The sequence below is a fragment of the Arthrobacter sp. TJ-263 genome, assembly GCF_058269155.1.
In genome coordinates, this window is the sequence record NZ_JBZCNE010000001.1 from 797,470 (window position 1) to 814,026 (window position 16,557).

Annotated in this window: 15 protein-coding genes and 2 tRNA genes; 5 read left to right on the top strand and 12 right to left on the bottom strand. The window is 70.9% G+C overall.

Annotated features, from left to right (window positions below):
* Positions 1-6: 6 nt before the first annotated feature.
* Positions 7-1,119, bottom strand: coding sequence for a glycosyltransferase (locus AC4D2F_RS03765; protein ID WP_490909535.1), 1,113 nt, complete (start codon positions 1,117-1,119; stop codon positions 7-9).
* A 116-nt stretch (positions 1,120-1,235) separates the two neighbouring features.
* Here AC4D2F_RS03765 and AC4D2F_RS03770 point away from each other — a divergent pair, with 116 nt between their 5' ends.
* Positions 1,236-2,279 carry a YeiH family protein gene (locus AC4D2F_RS03770; RefSeq protein WP_490909536.1) on the top strand — a complete coding sequence of 348 codons (1,044 nt, stop codon included), beginning with the start codon at positions 1,236-1,238 and terminating at the stop codon, positions 2,277-2,279.
* A gap of 62 nt (positions 2,280-2,341) precedes the next feature.
* On the opposite strand, the gene AC4D2F_RS03775 is transcribed toward AC4D2F_RS03770, so the two are convergent.
* The 6 genes from AC4D2F_RS03775 to leuC form a co-directional block, all read right to left on the bottom strand.
* Positions 2,342-3,493 (bottom strand): D-alanine--D-alanine ligase family protein, encoded by a 1,152-nt coding sequence (locus AC4D2F_RS03775; protein WP_490910517.1) that lies wholly within the window; start codon positions 3,491-3,493, stop codon positions 2,342-2,344.
* A 5-nt stretch (positions 3,494-3,498) separates the two neighbouring features.
* Positions 3,499-4,542, bottom strand: a complete 1,044-nt coding sequence (locus tag AC4D2F_RS03780) for an NAD(P)H-dependent glycerol-3-phosphate dehydrogenase (RefSeq protein ID WP_490909537.1) — start codon at positions 4,540-4,542, stop codon at positions 3,499-3,501.
* A complete protein-coding gene (locus tag AC4D2F_RS03785) occupies positions 4,539-5,345 on the bottom strand; it encodes a lysophospholipid acyltransferase family protein (RefSeq protein ID WP_490909538.1) in 807 nt (268 codons plus the stop codon). The genes AC4D2F_RS03780 and AC4D2F_RS03785 overlap by 4 nt, the downstream gene beginning before the upstream one ends.
* Positions 5,346-5,358: 13 nt before the next feature.
* A complete protein-coding gene (gene murA / locus AC4D2F_RS03790) occupies positions 5,359-6,708 on the bottom strand; it encodes a UDP-N-acetylglucosamine 1-carboxyvinyltransferase (RefSeq protein ID WP_104165486.1) in 1,350 nt (449 codons plus the stop codon).
* Positions 6,709-6,936: 228 nt separating this feature from the next.
* On the bottom strand, positions 6,937-7,536 hold the full coding sequence (leuD, locus tag AC4D2F_RS03795; RefSeq protein WP_104165487.1) for a 3-isopropylmalate dehydratase small subunit: 600 nt from the start codon (positions 7,534-7,536) through the stop codon (positions 6,937-6,939).
* 9 nt (positions 7,537-7,545) lie between these two features.
* Positions 7,546-9,030: a 3-isopropylmalate dehydratase large subunit gene (gene leuC / locus AC4D2F_RS03800; protein WP_490909539.1), complete on the bottom strand. Its 1,485-nt coding sequence runs from the start codon at positions 9,028-9,030 to the stop codon at positions 7,546-7,548.
* A 144-nt stretch (positions 9,031-9,174) separates the two neighbouring features.
* On the opposite strand from leuC, the gene AC4D2F_RS03805 reads away from it, so the two are divergent.
* From AC4D2F_RS03805 to AC4D2F_RS03815, 3 genes are all read left to right on the top strand, one after another.
* Complete coding sequence (locus AC4D2F_RS03805; RefSeq protein ID WP_104119862.1) at positions 9,175-9,894, top strand: IclR family transcriptional regulator; 720 nt, start codon at positions 9,175-9,177, stop codon at positions 9,892-9,894.
* 1 nt (position 9,895) lies between these two features.
* Entirely contained in the window at positions 9,896-10,447 is a 552-nt protein-coding gene (locus AC4D2F_RS03810; RefSeq protein ID WP_490909540.1) for a DUF1697 domain-containing protein, read from the top strand.
* 76 nt (positions 10,448-10,523) lie between these two features.
* Positions 10,524-11,171: an MBL fold metallo-hydrolase gene (locus AC4D2F_RS03815; RefSeq protein WP_490909541.1), complete on the top strand. Its 648-nt coding sequence runs from the start codon at positions 10,524-10,526 to the stop codon at positions 11,169-11,171.
* Positions 11,172-11,257: 86 nt separating this feature from the next.
* On the opposite strand, the gene AC4D2F_RS03820 is transcribed toward AC4D2F_RS03815, so the two are convergent.
* Positions 11,258-11,650 carry an SHOCT domain-containing protein gene (locus tag AC4D2F_RS03820; RefSeq protein WP_104165495.1) on the bottom strand — a complete coding sequence of 131 codons (393 nt, stop codon included), beginning with the start codon at positions 11,648-11,650 and terminating at the stop codon, positions 11,258-11,260.
* Positions 11,651-11,833: 183 nt separating this feature from the next.
* On the opposite strand from AC4D2F_RS03820, the gene AC4D2F_RS03825 reads away from it, so the two are divergent.
* Positions 11,834-12,394 carry a potassium channel family protein gene (locus AC4D2F_RS03825; RefSeq protein ID WP_490909542.1) on the top strand — a complete coding sequence of 187 codons (561 nt, stop codon included), beginning with the start codon at positions 11,834-11,836 and terminating at the stop codon, positions 12,392-12,394.
* Positions 12,395-12,414: 20 nt separating this feature from the next.
* Here AC4D2F_RS03825 and AC4D2F_RS03830 read toward each other — a convergent pair whose 3' ends face one another.
* The 4 genes from AC4D2F_RS03830 to AC4D2F_RS03845 all read right to left on the bottom strand — a co-directional run bounded on the left by AC4D2F_RS03830 (position 12,415) and on the right by AC4D2F_RS03845 (position 16,507).
* Complete coding sequence (locus AC4D2F_RS03830) at positions 12,415-14,376, bottom strand: GTPase (protein WP_490909543.1); 1,962 nt, start codon at positions 14,374-14,376, stop codon at positions 12,415-12,417.
* Positions 14,373-16,163: a dynamin family protein gene (locus AC4D2F_RS03835; RefSeq protein WP_490909544.1), complete on the bottom strand. Its 1,791-nt coding sequence runs from the start codon at positions 16,161-16,163 to the stop codon at positions 14,373-14,375. The genes AC4D2F_RS03830 and AC4D2F_RS03835 overlap by 4 nt, the downstream gene beginning before the upstream one ends.
* Before the next feature lie 134 nt (positions 16,164-16,297).
* Positions 16,298-16,370, bottom strand: a tRNA-Glu gene (locus AC4D2F_RS03840).
* 65 nt (positions 16,371-16,435) lie between these two features.
* A tRNA-Gln gene (locus AC4D2F_RS03845) sits at positions 16,436-16,507 on the bottom strand.
* Between the last annotated feature and the right edge of the window lie 50 nt (positions 16,508-16,557).

Here is a 16,557-nt window from a genome sequence, read left to right on the forward strand (position 1 = left end):
GGCGGGCTAGGCCGCGGCTCGCCGTGCGACGTCCTCGAGCACCTGTGCTCCCTTGCGTGCCCCCTCGGCGGCCCGGAGTCTCTCACCGATCCGGGCCGCGGCCGCAGCGTAGCGGTCCGTGCTGAGGACGGTCATGAGCGCGTCGGCGATCTGCGCCTCGGAGGACTTGCGGCTCAGGGTCAGGCCGGCGCCCGCCTCCTGGACCACCTTCCCGATCATCGGCTGGTCGAGCATCGGGTGCATGGGCAGGATGAGCATCGGCAGGCCGTGGGCGAGGGCCCGCATCGTCGTGGCGTGGCCGCCGTGCCCGACCACCATCGAGCACCGGGGCATCAGTTCGGTGTGCGGGACGTACCGATGGATGGTCACGTTCGCGGGGGCGGACAGCCGGGCCGGGTCGACGGCCGGTCCCGTCGTCACTGTCACGTCGACGGGCAGGTCCGCGACGGCGTCGAGGATCCGCTGCAGCACCTCGGGCTGGCCGGGGAAGGCGATGGTGCTGAGGCTCACGAGAACATGGGGTGTGTCCGGCGGAGTCGCCGGCGCGGTCACGTCCACCGCGGCACCCGCCCACACCGCTGTGCCAGAACGAGGAGTGGAGGCCGCCGGATCGAGGGCGGGGTCCGCGCAGACGAGCGTCGCGAGCGCGTGTCGTGTCACCTGTCGCGGCCCCCGTCCCTTCAACCGTGCCAGTAGCGCGACCGGGTCGCGCCGGAAAGGGCCGTCGAAGTAGGCATAGAAGCTGTGCACCAGCGACACGTAGGCGAGTTTCTGTTTCGCGGCGGTCCCGAGGGCGCCGAGCAGCAGGCAGTCGATGACCAGCAGATCCGGCGGATCGTGGCGGGCTTCGCTGACCATGTCGCGAGCAATGCCCGGGTCCATGATCGTGGAGAACCAGTTGATGATGTCACGCAGGGCTGAGACCTCGACCGTCGGCGTCATCGGGGCGATGGAACGGTATGCCGTGAAGTCCGCACCGGTGGCTTCCACTGCCTCCGCCTGCTCCGCGTGCCCCAGGAAGCGGACAGTGTGCCCCTGGCGCATCAACTCGCGACCGATGAGGAGGGCCGGCGGAACGTTGCCACCGGCGTCGAGCGTGACGAAGAGGAAAGTCGACATGGTGTCCCCCGGGAACTCGTCGGACCAGGCTGGGGGAAGAGACTACTGCTCCCTCCGCCGTGGAACAATGACCCGAAGCCCCTTCTCCCCTGCCCACCTCCGAAAGCAGCCCCGTCATGCCCCCGATCCGCCGCTCCACCCTCGCGCGGGCACGGACCGGGTCACTGCTGCCGGGGTTGGCCGTGGTCGCCGCAGGGGTGGCCGTCGCCGTCTGGGCCGGATCGGTACAGTCCGTCCTCGGCGCCCTGGTGATCGCCCTGGTGCTCGGTGTCCTGCTCGCCAACTCCTCCCTGTATGCCCCTTCTCTCCGGCCCGGCGTGACGGCGGGCACCAAGAAACTGCTGCGGGCCGGCGTCGTCCTGCTGGGTCTCCAGCTCGCATTGCCCGACATCGTGGCGCTTGGCCTCCCGGTCCTCGGCCTGATCGTCGCATGCGTGGCACTGAGCTATGTCCTCACGCTCCAGCTAGGCGTTCGCCTCGGGCTCACCCGCGCCGGTGCCACGCTGATGGCCGCCGGCTTCTCGATCTGCGGGGCCTCCGCCATCGCGGGTCTCCAGGGCGTCGTGAAGGCCGACGACGACGAGACCGCCGGCGCCGTCGCGATGGTCACCCTCTACGGCTCGCTCATGATCGTCGTCCTCCCCGTGCTGGGCGGCCTGCTCGGGCTGAGCGAGGACCGGTTCGGGATGTGGGCCGGCCTGGCCGTCCACGAGGTGGCGCAGGTCGTGGCCGTCTCGGGTACCGCAGGAGTCACGGCGCTCGCCGTCGCGACGGTGGTCAAGCTCGGCCGGGTGCTGATGCTGGCACCCGTCGCCGCGGTGGCATCTCTCGGGGAACGACGGCGCAGCGTGGCCCTGGGCGCGGCTGCCGGACCGGAAACCGCACCCCGGAGCTCGTCCCGCCCGCCCGTGGTGCCGCTCTTCGTGGTGGGCTTCCTGGTCATGGTGGCGGTGCGGTCAGTGGGCGTCCTGCCGGATCAGGTGCTGGAGGCAGGCCGCACGGTCACCACGATCCTGCTGGCGGCCGGCATGTTCGGGCTCGGTGCGGGCATCGACGTCCGCCGCTTGCTGCGGACCGGAGGACGTTTCGCCGCCGTCGGTGCCATCTCGACGGTCCTGCTCGCGGGAGGCTCACTCCTCGGGGTGCTCCTGCTAACCTGACCGCCGCGTCAGCGCGCCGTTCCGCCCGCCGGCCCTGCTCACCGGCCCTCCTGACCGGAGACTCAGCGCAGGCCGGTACCCCGCTCGAGCGCCAGCCCGATCAGCTCGTCGATCAGCTCGGTGTACCCGAGACCGGACTTCGCCCACATCTGCGGGTACATGCTGATGGGCGTGAAGCCGGGCATCGTGTTGATCTCGTTGATCACCAGGCGCCCGTCCGCCGTGTAGAAGAAGTCGACGCGGGAGAGCCCCTCCCCGCCGATCGCGTCGAACGCGTCGGCCGCCAGGAGCCGGACGCGGTCGATGACGTCCGCCGGGAGGTCCGCCGGGCAGGTCAGCTCGGCGGCGGCGCCGTCCACGTACTTCGCCTCGAAGTCGTACCAGGCGTGGTCGCCCGGCTGCATGGCAATCTCACCGGGCAGCGAGGTGCGCGGGGCGTCGAGCCCGCGCCCCTGCAGGACCGCCACCTCGATCTCGCGCCCGTGGATCCCGGCTTCGACGATCACCTTCGGGTCGAACACGCGGGCGGCCTCGATCGCCGCCCGGATGCCGTCGACGTCGTCCACCCGCGTGATCCCCATGGACGAGCCGGCGCGGGCCGGCTTCACGAACAGCGGGAACCCGAGCGCCGCGACGCGACGCACGGCGGCCTCGGCGTCGGTGCGCCACTGGCGGTCGGTGACGACGTCGTACGGGCCGACGTCGAGCCCGGCGGCCTCGAACACGACCTTCATGTAGTGCTTGTCCATGCCGACGGCGGAGGCCAGTACACCCGCGCCCACGTAGCGCATGTCGGCCATCTCCAGCATGCCCTGCAGGGTGCCGTCCTCGCCGAACGGGCCGTGCAGGAGCGGCAGGACGACGTCGACACCGCCGAGGCTCTCGGGCACGGACCCGGGAGCGGCGATGAGCAGTTCCTGGCCCGTTCCGCCGTCGACCGCCGAGCCCATGACCACGGCGTGCTCGGTCGCCATGACCTCGGGCAGGACATCGGAGCGCAGGGACCACGAGGCCGGATCCGCGGACACCAGGGACCACTGCCCGGAGCGCGTGATACCCACGGGCACGACGTCGTAGCGGGTGCGGTCGATCGCCTCGAGGACGCCGGCGGCGGTCACGCAGCTGACGGCGTGCTCACTCGAGCGGCCCCCGAAGAGGACGAGGACGCGGGGCTTGCCGGAGCTCGCCGGGGTCTCGGCGGGCGCGGTGCTCACGGTGGTCACGGGGTGTGATCGCCTTCCGGCTTGAGGTTGCGGGCCAGCAGGCGCGGCCCGAGGTCGTTGACGGACAGCCGTCCCTGGAGGACGGCCACCACGCTCTCGGTGATGGGCATGTCGACGCCGCGCTGGTTGGCGGCGTCCAGGACGGCCTGCGCGGACTTGATGCCCTCGGCGGTCTGGTTCATCCTCGCCGTCACCTCGTCGAGGCTCAGCCCCTGTCCCAGCAGGTGCCCGGCGGTGTGGTTCCGCGACAGCGCCGACGAACAGGTGGCGATGAGGTCTCCCATCCCGGCCAGGCCTGCCATCGTCTCCCGGCGTCCCCCGAGGGACACGGCCAGGCGGGTCGTCTCGGCGAGCCCGCGGGTGATGACGGAGGCCTTGGTGTTGTCGCCCATGCGCCGGCCTTCGCAGATGCCGACGGCGAGGGCGATCACGTTCTTCACGATGCCGCCGATCTCCACGCCGATCACATCCGTGGACGTGTAGGGGCGGAAGTAGGAGGCCGTGCAGGCCGCGGCGATCCAGGCGGCCGTGTCGTGGTCGACACAGGCGACGACGGACGCCGTCGGCTCCTCCCGGGCGATCTCCATGGCGAGGTTCGGACCGGACAGCACCGCGATCCGCCGCTCGGGCAGCGCGAGTTCCTCCGCGATCACCTCGCTCATGCGGGCGTCGGTGCCGACCTCGAGGCCCTTCATGAGGGAGACGACGACGGCATCGGGAGCGATGAGGGGACGCCACGCGGGCAGCTGCGCGCGCAGGGACTGGGCCGGCACGGCGAGGACCACGAGGCTGCTGCCGGCCAGGACGGCCCCGACGTCGGCGGACGCCGTGATGTTCGCCGGGAGCCGGGTCTCCCCGAGGTAACGCGAGTTGCGGTGCTCGGTGGTGATCTCGGCGGCCACCTCGGGCCGGCGGGACCAGAGCATCACCGGGGTGTCCGGGGAGGCATCGGCGAGGACCTTCGCGAACGTGGTCCCCCAGCTGCCGGACCCGAGGACGGCGATCTTCGCGGGCCGCCTCGCGTGCGCGTCGGCCGTCATCGTTCCCCTCCCGGCACCGGTCCGGCGTCGTCGTCTCCGTCGACGCGGCCCTCGCCGTCCGCACGGCCCTCGAAGTCGCGGCCGGTCATCTTCTGGTGCTTCAGCGCCGGATCCCAGCGCTCGGCGGGTGGTTCTTCGCCCCTCAGCTCGGCGAGCAGGGCCGTGATGGCCACGAGGATGCGGTCGGTGGCCGCGTCGAGCGTGGTCCTCGTCAGCGGGGCGTCCCGAAACTCGGAGAGGTCCACGGGATCACCGACGAGCACCCGGACACGCTTGCGGGGGAACAGGTGGAAGCGCTTCGCGTAGCGGGGGAAGACCTCCTGGGCGCCCCAGTGGGCGATGGGCACCACTGGCGCGCCGGTCTGGAGGGCCAGGCGGGCGGCTCCGGTGCGGCCCTTCATGGGCCACATGTCCGGGTCCCTCGTGAGTGTGCCCTCGGGATAGATGATGATCCCGCCACCGTCGGCGAGCGCCGCCCGGGCGGCCTCCAGCGAGCGGTTCGCCCCCGCGGAGGTGCGCTCGACCGGCACCTGCTTGATGGTGCGCAGGATGAACCCGACCACGGGCACCTCGAACAGGCTCGCCTTCGCGAGGAAGCGCGGCATGACGTCCTGGTTGTAGAGGAAGTGCGAGATGACCACCGGGTCGATCTCGGTGACGTGGTTCGGGCACACGATCATGCCCGTGCCGCGCGGCAGTTTCTCCTGCCCCCGCCATTCCTTGGCCATCAGCCCGTTCATGACCGGCCTCACCCAGAGGGAAAGGAACGTGTACATGGCGCGTGAGCCCCGTGACTCCCCCATACCGCCGGGCCTCCTACGCGAGTGCCACGGCGACAGCCGGGGCGTCCTCCGTGACATCGAAGTCCGCGCCGAGGCCCTCGAGCTTGTCCTGGAAGCGCTCGTAGCCGCGGTTGATGAGCTCGATCCCGGTGACGCGGGAGACGCCGTCGGCGGCGAGGGCCGCGATGAGGTGGCTGAACCCTCCCCGCAGGTCGGGGATGTCGATATCGGTGCCGTGCAGCTGCGTGGGTCCGGAGATCACCGCAGAGTGCAGGAAGTTGCGCTGCCCGAACCGGCACGGGATGCTGCCGAGGCACTCGCGGTGCACCTGGATGCTGGCGCCCATGCGGAGCAGCGCCTCGGTGAACCCGAACCGGTTCTCGTACACCGTCTCGTGGACGATCGAGACGCCGGTGGCCTGCGTGAGGGCGACGACGAGCGGCTGCTGCCAGTCCGTCATGAAGCCGGGGTGCACGTCCGTCTCGAGCACGAGCGGCTTCAGGGGGCCGCCCGGGTGGTAGAAGCGGATGCCGTCGTCGTCGACGTCGAAGGCGCCGCCGACCTTGCGGTACGTGTTGAGGAACGCCGTGAGGTCGAGCTGGCGCGCGCCCTCGACGTAGATGTCACCCTTGGTGACGAGAGCGGCGGACGCCCATGACGCCGTCTCGTTGCGGTCGGAGATGGCCTTGTGGTTGTAGCCGGTCAGTTCCTTGACGCCCTCGATGCGGATGACGCGATCCGTCTGCACCGTGATGATCGCGCCCATCTTCTGCAGGACGGCGATGAGGTCCATGATCTCGGGCTCGACGGCGGCTCCGGAGAGTTCGGTGATGCCGTCGGCGCGGACCGCCGTGAGGAGCACCTGCTCGGTCGCCCCGACGCTGGGGTACGGCAGCGTGAGCTTGGCGCCGTGGAGGCCCCTGGGCGCGGAGATGGAGATGCCGCCCGGGCGCTTGTCGACGACGGCGCCGAAGTTGCGCAGGACCTCCATGTGGTAGTCGATCGGCCGGTCACCGATCTTGCAGCCACCGAGATCCGGGATGAAGGCTTCGCCGATGCTGTGCATCAGGGGCCCGCAGAAGAGGATGGGGATGCGCGAGTCGCCGGCGTGCGCGTCGATGTCCTTGGACATCGCCATCTTGGCGTCGCTCGGGTCCATCGTGAGGTCGCCGGTGATGGGGTCCTTCGTCACCGTGACGCCGTGCAGCTGCAGCAGGCTGGTGACGACGTCGACGTCCTTGATCTCCGGGACGTTGCGGAGGACGGACGGTGAGTTGCCCAGCAGCGATGCGACCATCGCCTTCGGCACCAGATTCTTCGCCCCGCGGACGAGGACCTTGCCCGTCAGCGGAATGCCGCCTCGAATGGTCAGAACGCTACCCATGAATACCTGTTTCCCTCATACGTTGAACCCCCGCGGACCCGAAAATGCCCCCTCCCAGCATAGGAGCACCGTCCGGCAGACAAAAAACAAGGGTACTGGGTGCACTCCCAGCTCCCCTACAGGAACCTCGGGGGATGCGTCGGCATTCCTTCCCGGTCCCGGACAGGGCCTGTGAGCTGCGTGACAGCCGCGGGCATCTCGCGACGGCCGGGGCCGCCCGGCGAGCGGTCAGGTGCGCACGGGAAGGGTGGTCGGCTTGTGGGACGGACGGCGGGCCTCGAACGCCGTGATGTGCTCCTCCTGCCGGAGCGTGAGGCCGATGTCGTCGAGGCCCTCCAGCAGGCGCCACCGCGTGTAGTCGTCGAGCTGGAAGGGTGCGGTCACGGACCCGCACTGCACCATGCGCGCCTCGAGATCCACCGTGACGGTCGCACCCGGCTCGTTCTCCAGGACCTTCCAGATGAGCTCGATGTCGTCCTGGGCGACCTGCGCGGCGACGAGCCCCTGCTTGCCCGAGTTGCCGCGGAAGATGTCCGCGAAGCGCGATGACAGGACGGCTTTGAACCCATAGTCCTTCAGCGCCCACACGGCGTGCTCCCGCGAGGACCCGGTGCCGAAATCCGGCCCGGCGACCAGGACGGACCCCCGGGCGTAGGGCTCACGGTTGAGGATGAAGTCCTCGTCCTTGCGCCAGCCGGCGAAGAGCGCATCCTCGAAGCCCGTCCGGGTGATGCGCTTGAGGTAGACGGCCGGGATGATCTGGTCGGTGTCGATGTTGCTCTGGCGCAGCGGCACGCCGATGCCGGTGTGCGTGGTGATCTTCTCCATGGCGGGCTCCTAGGCTGCGGTGACGGTGGACGGGGCGGCGTGGGCGCCCGTGCCGTGGGCTTCGGTGCCGCCGGGACGCGGGGGCAGGTCCGACGGCGAACTGAGCGTGCCGCGCACCGCCGTCGCGGCGGCGACGACCGGCGAGACCAGATGCGTCCTTCCGCCCTTGCCCTGGCGACCCTCGAAGTTCCGGTTCGACGTCGACGCGCAGCGCTCGCCCGGGGCCAGCTGGTCGGGGTTCATGCCGAGGCACATGGAGCAGCCGGCGAACCGCCATTCCGCCCCGAAGTCCTTGAAGACACGGTCCAGGCCTTCGGCCTCGGCCTGCAGCCGCACGCGGGCCGACCCCGGGACGACCATCATCCGCACGGCCGGGTCCTTCTCGCGCCCCCTGATGATGTCGGCGGCGATGCGGAGGTCCTCGATGCGGCTGTTCGTGCAGGAGCCGAGGAACACCGTGTCCACCCGGATGTCCTTCATGGGGGTGCCGGGCTGCAGTGCCATGTAGTCCAGCGCGCGGCTGCACGCGGCCTTGTCGTTCTCGTCGTCGAAATCCTCCGGCGACGGCACGGCCTGCGAGAGGGAGACGCCCTGCCCCGGGTTGGTCCCCCAGGTGACGAAGGGCTCCAGCTCGTTCGCGTCGAGGAAAACCTCCGCGTCGAAGACCGCGTCGTCATCGGTGCGCAGCTCGCGCCACTCGGCGACCGCGGCATCCCAGTCCGCACCCTCCGGCGCATGCGGACGGCCTTTCAGGTAGGCGAACGTCGTCTCGTCGGGGGCGACCATCCCGGCGCGCGCTCCCGCTTCGATCGACATGTTGCAGATGGTCATGCGCGCTTCCATGGACAGCGACCGGATGGCCGACCCGCGGTACTCGAGCACGTAGCCCTGCCCGCCGCCGGTCCCGATCTTGGCGATGACGGCGAGGATGATGTCCTTGGAGGTGACGCCCGGCTTCAGCGTCCCCTCGACCGTGATGCCCATGGTCCGGAACGGCTTCAGCGACAGCGTCTGGGTGGCCATCACGTGCTCCACCTCGGAGGTGCCGATGCCCATGGCGAGCGCGCCGAAGGCGCCGTGCGTGGAGGTGTGCGAATCCCCGCAGACGACGGTCAGTCCCGGCTGGGTGAGGCCGAGCTGGGGGCCGACGACGTGCACGATGCCCTGTTCGGCGTCGCCGAGCGAGTGGAGCCGTACGCCGAACTCCCGGCAGTTCGCCCGCAGGGTCTCGATCTGGGTCCGGCTGGTGAGGTCGGCGATCGGCTTGTCGATGTCCAGGGTGGGCGTGTTGTGGTCCTCGGTGGCGATCGTCAGGTCCGGGCGGCGCAGGGGCCGCCCCGCGAGGCGGAGACCCTCGAAGGCCTGCGGCGAGGTGACCTCGTGGACCAGGTGCAGGTCGATGTAGAGGAGGTCCGGCTGCGCTTCGGCGCCGACGACGTCCCCCTTGCGCACCACGTGTGCGTCCCAGACCTTCTCTGCCAGTGTCTTGCCCATGACGCTCGTCCTTTTCCGCTCCGGCCCCGGACCCCGGTAGGGGCAGCGGCCTGAACTCCTCGTGTCATCAACTCAACCAGCGCCCGTCGACGAGTGCCAGCCCGAGAGCTTGCGTCTCAGATTATGAGACGGCAATATCATCCTATGGACAATTCTAGCGGCGTCGGAGTCATCGACAAGGCCGCCCTCGTGCTCGACGCCCTCGAGGCCGGGCCCACCACCCTCGCCCAGCTCGTCGCCTCGACCGGCCTGGCGCGCCCCACCGTGCACCGGCTCGCCCTCGCCCTGGCCCATCACCGGCTGGTGGGCCGGGACATGCAGGGCCGCTTCGTCCTCGGCAGCAGGCTCGTGGAACTGGCCTCGGCCGCCGGCGAGGACCGCCTGATCGCCTCGGCGGGACCGGTGCTCCTCGGCCTGCGGGACGCCACGGGCGAGAGCGCCCAGCTGTTCAGGCGGCAGGGCGAATGGCGCGTCTGCGTGGCATCCGCCGAGCGCCCCGTGGGACTGCGGGACACGATCCCGGTCGGGACCCAGCTGTCCATGAAGGCCGGGTCGGCCGCGCAGTGCCTCCTGGCGTGGGAGGACCACGACCGCCTGCTCAAGGGGCTGCAGGACGCCCGGTTCACGCCGACCGTGCTGGCCGGCGTGCGGCGCCGCGGATGGGCGCAGAGCCTCGGTGAACGGGAGAACGGCGTCGCCTCCGTCTCCGCCCCGGTCCGCGGTCCGTCCGGCCGCGTGATCGCCGCCGTGTCGATCTCCGGACCGATGGAACGCCTCACCCGCCAGCCCGGCCGCATCCACGCCGAGGTGGTCTCGGACGCCGCGCGCCAGCTGACGCTCGCCGTGGCGAAGGCATCCGACTGACATGGGCGAGCACGCCCCCGGAACCGGGCGTCGGTATGCCATCTTCCTGCGGGGTGTGAACGTCGGCGGGGTCACCATCCGCATGGCCGACCTCCGCGAACTGCTCGCCGGCCTGCCGGTGGGCGACGTCGCCACGGTCCTCGCCAGCGGCAACGCCACCTGCTCCTCCGCGCTCAGGGCCGAGCAGCTCACCGGCCGTGTGGAGGAGGCACTGCGTGCACGCTTCGGCTATCCGGCGCGCGTGATCGTCGTCGAGCGGGCCGAGCTCGCCGGCATCGCGGCGTCGGTGCCCGAGCAGGGGAACGCCGACACGCACACGTACGTCACGCTGTTCACGGGGCCGGACGAACAGTCGGCGTTCGTCGACGAGGCCCGCGGTCTCGGCGAGGAACCGGTGGCCCTCACCGGCGGCACGGCGATCGCCTGGTTCCCGCCGAAAGGCAGGTCGACCGACGTCCCCCTGGCGAAGCTGCTCGCCAGGACGCGACACGCGGCGAACTCGACGACCCGCAACCTCAACACCGTGGACAAGGTGCTGCGCCTCCTGGCGTGACGGCACGGAGGGCCGTCGCCTTGGTAGGGTTCGACCACGCCGCGCCGATGCCGCCGACCCAGCCGAAGGACACACCATGCGACTCATCGACCAGGACTGCCACGAACTCGAGCAGCAGAAGGGTTCCCACGGCTTCGTGGTGGTCGGCGCCGGCCGGGCCGCCGTGATCGACCCCGGCCTGGCGTCGGGGTTCGACGGCGTCATCGCCGAGCTGCGGGCCGACGAGGCGACGACCGGCCCGATCACCGACATCGTCCTCACCCACTACGACGCCGACCATGCCCAGGCGGCGCGGCGACTCCGGGAAGCCCTCGGCGCGAGCGTCTGGATCGGTTCCGCTGATGCCGACGTGCTGCGCCGCCGGATCACACCGAAGACCCGTCTTCGGAGGGTGCTGCGGCGGATCTTCCCTGTCCGCCTTCCGGACGACGTACGGGAACTCACCGGCTCCGGCGAGATCTTCCCCGGGCTCGAGTACTTCCCGACCCCCGGTCACACCCCCGGCCACTACGCCTTCCAGTGGCGCGGGGTCCTCTTCACGGGGGATGCCGCCAGGGTGTCGGCGGACGGGGGCGTCCGGGACTTCTACGCGCCCCTCATCGATGACCGGCCCGTCGCTGCGCGCACCGTCCGGCTCCTGGCCGAGCGCATCCGTTCGGGCTCGGTGGACTGGGTCTGCTCCGGCCACAGCCCGATCGCCCGGACTGCCGCGCCTACTCCCTGAAGTCCGCGCTCCCGGAACGGCCGGACCCGCACATGGCTGATCCCGTCCTCCGGGACCTGCCCGGGGAACGGGATCAGCGGGTGCACTCAGACCGAGGCCAGGGCGCGATCCTTCAGCTTCACGAATTCCGGCTCCGTGATGGTGCCGGCTTCGAGCAGTTCCTTCGCCTTCGCGATCTCCTCGGCCGACGTCGGTACGGCGACGCTCCGCACGTAGTTGTCCATCGACTCCTGAGCGGCCTGCCTGCTGGCCAGTTCGCGATCGGCCATGCCACGCCCACGCGCCAGGAGGTAGACCACGGCGGTGATCATCGGGATGAAGATGAGGCCCACCATCCAGACCGCCTTCAACCAGCCCGAGAGCTCACGATCGCGGAAGAGATCGATGATGATCTGAAACAACACGATCAGATAGGCGAAGAACACCATAATCGAGAAGGACAACCAAATGATGTTCCAAATGTTCTCCCAGAATTCCATCTGTCCACTCCTGTCAGAATTTTAAAAGCGCCGCGAGGACAGACGGACCGGCGCGGCTTGGATATCACAAGTGTGGTGATCCGACGATGGGCGGCAAAGGGCCGAAGGTCCCGACCGCGCAACCCTCCCGCTGATCGGCGCCGGCCCCATGTGGCACCGGGAGGGGCGGCGGTACCATGAAGCATGGGTGCGAAAAGCATCGGGCAAAGCAGCCCAGCGTTCTTCCGTGAACTCGACAAGGCCGGCCGTCGGCGCGCCGTCGCGAATTCGATCATACGGCTTACCATTTTCTTCACAATTCTTCTCGGCGCCTATGTCCTTTTCCCCGTCGGAGGGTTCAACGAGGAGAATCCCATCGCTGCCTGGATCCGGCTGATCGCCGTCGTCGTCGTCTTCCTCGCGGCCATGGCCCTCGAACTGCATACCATCATGGCGGCGCAGGTCCCCCAGATCCGCGCCGCCGAGGCCGTCGTCGAACTGATCCTGATCCTGCTGTGCCTCTTCGCGCTGCTCTACGTGTCCATGTCCGAGACCGACCCCGCGTCCTTCAGCGAACCCCTCGACCGGATCGATGCCCTGTACTTCACGACGTCGACCTTCGCCACCGTGGGATTCGGGGACATCACGCCGAAGAGTGAACTGGCCCGGTCCCTGCTGATCGTCCAGATGCTGGCAGACCTCGGCGCCCTGGTGCTGATCGGGAAGGTCGCCTTCCTGGCAGCCTCCCGGCGGCTGACCCGCTAGCCCAGGGCCCCGCGCTACCCTCAGCTGCGCTGCGAGGCCGCACGCACGGCGGCGCTGAAGGCGTTGCAGCGGTCCACCTCGTCCAGGACGGGCTGCAGGACGACGTCGGCCGCCACGCGGGAGCAGGCGGCCAGCAGCTTCCTGCGCACCCTTGACGCGCGCCTCCCGGCCCCCCAGCGCGCGAGGAGGGCAGCAACGACCGCGAGCAGGACGCCGGCCACCAGGCCGCCGAGGATCAGCAGGGTGGGCAGGGGGAAGCCCTCCACCCGGGGCACCTCGAGGGCGGGCAGCTGCAGGAACGCGAGACCCGCCAGGAGACCGAGCCATGCGAGTCCCGCGACCAGGGCCGCGAAGGCGATCCACTGCAGGACACCGAAGACACCCCACCACCTGCTCCGACCGGTCTCCAGGTCGGTGCCGGTGACGGCCGCGTCGAGGGCGTCCGTGAGCTCCGGGGACGTGCTCAGGGCAGCATCCCGGACGGACGTACGCCACGGATCACGGAGGCCGCCGGCCGCCGCGTCCCCGAACACCCGCAGGGCCTGCCCCACCCGCGCCTGCTGCGCCGGGTCCCCGACGGGGAGCGAGGACCGGCGCAGCTCGGGGATGACGTCCTGCCGCCGCAGGTTCAACCGGCGCAGCGGATCGGGGCGGAGCCCCGCCAGCCAGCGGGTCACCGGCCAGCCCGTGGTGGCGTGCACGTCCCTTCGATAGGCGCTGCGGACGGCGTCCACCACCACCGGCACGCCTGCGGCCATGCCGAGCTCCGCGGACAGGGCCGCCCGCGCGGCGTCGGACGGCGCCGCGACGTGCTCCGCCACGAACGGGAGCAGATCACCTGCCGCACGCTCGGCATCCGCCGCCACCCTGCGCATCGCCGCAGCGCGGCTCTCGGCGAGCTCCCTGATCCCTCCGGCGAGCTCACCGACCCCCTGGCCCGTCCGCGCGGACACCGGGACGACGTCGACCCCCGGCAGCCCCTCGCCGGCGAGGATGCCCGCGAGGGAGGACAGCACGGCCTCGAGATCCTCCGGGTCCAGGCGGTCCGCCTGGTTGAGTGCCACCAGGATCACCGCCTCATGGGTCGCCAGGTCCCGCAGGAAGCCGTGGTGAAGCGCCGCATCTGCGTACTTCTGGGGGTCGACCACCCAGAGCAGCACGTCGACCATCCCCGCCAGGCGCTCGACGGTCTCCCGGTGCGCAACCGCCGTGGAATCGAAATCGGGCAGGTCCAGGAGGATCAGCCCGGCGGTGTCCGGCAGCGCGGGCAGCAACTGCTGCGCGGGCTCCTGACCGGCCGACGGCGTCGATCCCCTGCGGCGCCGGCGGAAGAATCCGCGGCGCGATCCACGGGCTCCCGGGTCCGGAGCGGGCGTTGCCACCGCCCCGGCGTCGTGCCCGTCCTCGGGGCCGGGGCCGTCCGGCCGGTCGGTTCCGCCGACCGGGGCATCGTGCGCGACCCGACCGTCAGGGCCCTCGGCCCCGGGGTGCGTCTCCCGTCCGCCGAGGTCGGTGCGCGCGTCGAGCGCGGCGTCGGTCCGCCCTCCGCCGGGTGCCACGACCTCGAGCACGCGCGGCTCCCGGGCCGGTCCTCCCCCGACGAGCGGCGCGCCCTCGGGCAGGGCGACACGCTGCCGGACCTCCAGCCAGTCGAGCAGTTCGTCGCTCCCGCTACTGCCCCAGACGAGGGCGAGCGGCTCCGACGTCGTGGGCCGCCGGACCGCGACCCGGGCTGCGCCGGTGCCGCTCAGCGCATTCACGAGCGAGGACTTGCCGCTGCCGGTCGGCCCGAAGATGCCCACCACCGTGTGGTCCGCCGACAGCGACCGCCGCCGGCCCGCGCGCTCCAGCGTCCGGCGGAGCCGTTCCAGTTCCTCCGGCGGGAGCCGTTCCGCACCGAGCTCGGAGGCCTCGTGCAGGTGCGCGAGCACCTCGGCCAGCGAGCCGGCGGTCTCCGTCGTGTCCTGCCCGGTACGGCTCACGCGCCGTCTCCCGCAGCGGAAGGCTCCGCCGGCAGCGCCGTGCGGAGCCGGCTCGCCAGGACGGTGAGCGCCTCGGCCGAGGTCTGGAGCGCCAGGGGTTGCAGGCACCGGCCGAAGGGCTCGCGCTCGCGGCGGAACAGCGCGTCGACGCGCTGGTAGAGGTTCCTGCGGGCCGTGGCGGCCAGTCGCCGGACGGCGTCGTCGCCGAAGACCGCCTCCAGGAGCTTCTGGCCCGCGACCGCGGATGCCCCGGCGATGCCGATCTCCCCGCCCGTGAGTCCTCCCGTGGACGCGAAGACCACCACCATCAGGGCCACGGCGACGCCGTTGACACCGAAGGAGAGCATGCGGGCCGTGAAGCGCTTGTCCGCGCCCTCGGCCTGGACCAGCAGCAGGATGTCCTGCTGCCACTCCCGGATCTCGCGGGCCACCTCGGCCGACACGGCGGCGGCGTCCCACGCCGGCACGTCCCCGAGCAGCACCCGGCCCGCGTGGTCCCCACGCCACCGCCTGCGCGTGGTCTCGTCCGCGCGGGCCGCCTGCTCGACGATCACCGTCTGCAACCCGCTGCCGATGGCTTCGGCGACGGTCGCCGCCGGGGCCGGCCGTCCCGTGAAGAACGCACTCATCCGGTCCCGCGCGCGTCCGATCCTCGTCTCGAGGCCGCGCATGAACTCACCGGTGCCGACGAAGTCCTGCCATCGGGCGAGGACCTCCCCGCGCAGCAGCTTGCCGTCCTCCGTAGCCGCGAGGACGTCCGCCAGGGCGTCCGCATAGGCGCCCTCCACGGCTGCGCGCAGGGCATCTGCGACGGACTGCTCCTGGCCTGCGGCTTCGGCAATGCCGTCGATGCGACCGGCGAGGGCGCGCATCGCACCGCTCACCGTCCGTCGCGCGATGTCCCGCCGCCCGTCGGCGTCGGCTGCCAGGGCCTGCAGCCATCGCGTGATCGGCTCGACGGCGTCTGCCGGCAGCATGCGCGACGGACCGAGCATCATCTCCGGGACCACGAAGATGGGTGCGTGCCCGAGGTTCTCGGCCGACAGCAGCGTCAGGAGATCGCTCCTGATCTCCTCCTCCACTCCGGCCGGCACACGGTCCAGCACGACGGCGACGAGGACGTCCCGGCGGCCGGCCTCCGCGAGCAGCCTCCAGGGGACGGCGTCCGCGTAGCGGTTGGCCGTGGTCACGAAGATCCAGAGGTCCGCCGCCGCGAGCAGCTGGCCGGCGAGCCGGCGGTTCTCGTCCGCGATGGAGTCGACGTCAGGGGCATCGAGGAGTGCAAGGCCGGGCGGGAGCGTCGACGTCGGGCGCAGGAGCAGGGTGTCAGGCCCTGAGGCCTGATGGAGCGCTGCGGGCGCGCCCGCCGTCGGCGGGTCGCCGGCACCGCCGTCGTCGGTCGCGAGGCGGACCCGGCTGAGCGTGGGCAGGATCCGCGCGTCGTCGAACCACGCGCCGTCATCCGGGTGGTGGAGCAGGAGCGGCTGGCGGGTGGTGGGGCGCACGGCGCCCGTGACCGAGACGGGACGCCCCACGAGGGCGTTGACGAGGGTGGATTTCCCGGCGCCCGTGGACCCGCCCACGACGGCGACGAGCGGGGCATCCAGGCTGGCCAGTCGCGGAAGGATGTAGTCGGTCAGCTGAGCGCGTGCGGCTGCCGCCGATTCCCGCGCAACGTCCGAGCCGGGAAGCTCCAGCGGGAACGCGAGACTGTCCAGTGCGGCACGCACTTCGCGCAGCAGCGGGGCGAGCCCGCGGGCTTCGCCGACCATGGAAGGTGCACTCATGAAACCATCATGCCAGTCCCCCGCCTCCGCGCCCCGAAGTCCTCGTCCTCTCCGCAAACGGAAAAGTCCCGGACATCGTGGTGATGTCCGGGACTTCCCGGCGTCCTGACGGACTGTGCCCTTGCGGGCGAATGTGACCCCAGCGGGATTCGAACCCGCGTTACCGCCGTGAGAGGGCAGCGTACTAGGCCGCTATACGATGGGGCCAGTACTTTCCATCTTACTATGTGTTGCCGTGTGCTCTTGCCATTCCGCCCGGGGGCGGAAGTGCGCTGGGGTACCAGGACTCGAACCTAGAATGTTGGTACCAGAAACCAGTGTGTTGCCAATTACACCATACCCCAATGGCACTTTTCGGAGTCCCGATCGTGCTGGACTCCGGTCGCGTAACCGC